Below are 2,303 nucleotides of genomic sequence, written 5' to 3'. Positions count from 1 at the left end.
CCGCCCGCCCCGGCCCGCCGGGCGCGCGGGCCGGGGCGGGCGGTGCCAGGGTGGTGCTCATGGCCGGTGAGCAGACGGACGTCCTCGACCTCGACCGGATCGCGCACGCCGTGCTCGCGGTGGACCCCGAGCAGCTGCACCGGCTCGTCGCCCGCGAGGGCGGCGGGCCGGGGCTGGCCGGTCCCGAGCACGGCGACGGGCGCGCCCTGGAGGTGCTGCCCGCCGTGGGCGCTCACGGCGGCACCGTGGCGCGCACCGACGCGCTGGAGCTGGTGCGCCGCGTGCTGGACCACCGCCTGCTCGCCGGGGAGATCGACGAGCAGCTGCACGACCGCATGCTCACCGAGGCCGTCACGGGCATCGCCGGGTTCCTCTGACCGGGCACCCCCCGGACGGCCCATCACGGCGCGCGCCGCGGCGGCCGAGAACGTGGGGGAGCGGGCAGCCCACGAGGGGCTGGTGACCGCACGCACGTCCGAGGAGGCCACCGTGGACCACCACCCGCGCCGCAGCACCGTCCACCCCGCCGCCCGCCGGGCGCCCGCCGAGCCCGTCCCCGCCTCCGCGGCCGAGGTGGCCGCCCTGGCCCGCCTGCTGCTGCGCCGCCCGGAGCTGAACCACCTCGACGACGACAAGCTCCTGCTGCGCCTGGCGCGCACCACGGCCGTCGGCCACCTGCTGCGCTCGCGCGCCGTGGCCGCCCTGCCCGAGGCCGAGCGCCTGCTGGACGCCATGCTCGCCGACGGGCGCGCCGTGGTCCTGGACGTCACCGACCCCGACCCGCGCGAGGGCGTGCTGCCCGTGCGCCGCCCCGCCGCCGCCCGCGACCTGACCCGCGCGCGCGACATGGCCCGCGCGCTGGCCCCGCTGGCCTCCCGCCGCTGAGGCGCCCGCCGGGACCGCGCTCAGCGCGCGGTGGCCTGGCTGAAGCGCAGCATGTTGCCGGCCGGGTCGCGGAAGGCGCAGTCGCGCACGCCGTACGGCTGGTCGAGGGGTTCCTGGAGCACCTCGGCGCCCGCGGCGCGCACCCGCTCGAAGGTCGCGTCGCAGTCGCCGGTGCGGAAGACGACCCCGCGCAGCATCCCCTTGGCCAGCAGCGTGGCCGCCGCCTCCCGGTCGGCCGGCGAGGCGCCCGGGTCCGCCAGCGGCGGTTCCAGGACGATCTCCACGCCCGGCTGCGAGGGCGCGCCGACGGTCACCCAGCGCATCCCCTCGAAGGCGACGTCGTTGCGCACCTCCAGGCCCAGCGCGTCGCGGTAGAACGCCAGCGCCGCCTCGTGGTCGTCGACGGCGATGAAGCACTGCGAGAGCTCGATGTCCATGCGCATCACGCTAGGGGCGCGCGCGCCGGCGGGGCTTCTCCGTCCCTGACGACTCTCCCGACGGCCGCGGCGCGCACCCGCACCGGCCGGGTGCGGACCTTGGCCACGCACGCCGGCACGGCGGCGCCGGGCCCGTGGTCGCGGGCCCGGTAGGCGCTGGGGCTCTCCCCGACCAGCTCGGTGAAGCGCGAGCTGAACGAGCCCAGCGAGGTGCACCCCACCGCCACGCACACCTCCGTGACCGTCAGGTCGCCCCGGCGCAGCAGCGCCTTGGCCCGCTCGACCCGGCGCGTCATGAGGTGGCTGTGCGGCGTCTCCCCGAACGCGGCGCGGAAGCTGCGGGAGAAGTGCCCCGGTGACATCAGGGCGGTGCGCGCCAGCGCCGGCACGTCCAGCGGCTGCGCGAAGTCGCGGTCCACCGCGTCGCGCGCGCGGCGCAGCCTGACGAGGTCGTCCAGCCTCACGCGGGCAGGGTGCCACGGCGCTGCGACACGGGGGGCGGTCCGTAGACTGACCGGCGCCGGGAGGGCTGGCCGAGTGGTTGAAGGCGGCGGTCTTGAAAACCGCTAGGGAGGTACCCACTCCTTCCTCATGGGTTCGAATCCCATGCCCTCCGCACCCGTCCCCGCGCGCCCCGGCGCGCCGCCCCAGGAGGTCCCCGTGAGCGTCACCGCCCCGGAGCTGCCCGCGCAGCGGCGCGCGGCGGCGGTCCGCGCCTTCCGCGCCCTGCCGCCCGCGGACCGCCGCGACGTGCTGGCCCTGGCCCGGCAGGGCCGGCGCCACCCGGACGAGCGCGTGGTCGCCGTGGCCTGGTGGTACGCGGCCTCCGTGCTGCAGCCGCGCTGGTGGAACCGCGTGCCGGCGGGCCTGCTGCCGCTGCCGGGCCTGGCGGTGCTGTGCGCGGCGGTCGCCGTGGACGCCTGGCCGCTGGCCCTGCTGGCCGTCCTGCTGATCGTCGCGGGCCTGAACCTGGTGTGGCAG

General features: G+C 78.1%; 4 protein-coding genes, 1 tRNA gene and 1 pseudogene. 4 read left to right on the top strand and 2 right to left on the bottom strand.

All coding sequences use genetic code 11. The features are described 5' to 3' along the window. Together GTR00_RS19185 and GTR00_RS19180 are read left to right on the top strand one after the other, a co-directional pair. On the top strand, positions 1 to 377 hold a 377-nt coding region (locus tag GTR00_RS19185), incomplete at its 5' end, for a hypothetical protein (protein WP_205706211.1). Positions 378 to 459: 82 nt separating this feature from the next. Next, the gene (locus GTR00_RS19180) at positions 460 to 885 is read left to right on the top strand and encodes a hypothetical protein (protein WP_166613157.1); all 426 of its coding nucleotides are present in this window, start codon (positions 460 to 462) and stop codon (positions 883 to 885) included. Between the two features lie 20 nt (positions 886 to 905). On the opposite strand, the gene GTR00_RS19175 is transcribed toward GTR00_RS19180, so the two are convergent. Continuing rightward, positions 906 to 1,322 (bottom strand): VOC family protein, encoded by a 417-nt coding sequence (locus tag GTR00_RS19175; protein ID WP_166613156.1) that lies wholly within the window; start codon positions 1,320 to 1,322, stop codon positions 906 to 908. 5 nt (positions 1,323 to 1,327) lie between these two features. Then, the gene (locus GTR00_RS19170; protein ID WP_166613155.1) at positions 1,328 to 1,786 is read right to left on the bottom strand and encodes a helix-turn-helix transcriptional regulator; all 459 of its coding nucleotides are present in this window, start codon (positions 1,784 to 1,786) and stop codon (positions 1,328 to 1,330) included. A 59-nt stretch (positions 1,787 to 1,845) separates the two neighbouring features. Between GTR00_RS19170 and GTR00_RS19165 the strand changes: the two genes are divergently transcribed. Both GTR00_RS19165 and GTR00_RS19160 read left to right on the top strand, forming a co-directional pair. Next, positions 1,846 to 1,938 (top strand) — tRNA-Ser (locus GTR00_RS19165). A 44-nt stretch (positions 1,939 to 1,982) separates the two neighbouring features. After that, a pseudogene (locus tag GTR00_RS19160) lies at positions 1,983 to 2,303 on the top strand (hypothetical protein); the annotation flags it as partial.

Source organism: Kineococcus indalonis (genome assembly GCF_009906395.1).
In the GTDB taxonomy this organism is placed as follows: domain Bacteria; phylum Actinomycetota; class Actinomycetes; order Actinomycetales; family Kineococcaceae; genus Kineococcus; species Kineococcus indalonis.
Note: the sequence above shows the minus strand (reverse complement) of the source record. Positions and strands in the feature narration are given on the sequence as shown.

Bases quoted from the DNA above. Each gene is read 5' to 3' on its own strand.
- GTR00_RS19175 (WP_166613156.1), bottom strand. From the start codon at position 1,322: ATGGACATCGAGCTCTCGCAGTGCTTCATCGCCGTCGACGACCACGAG.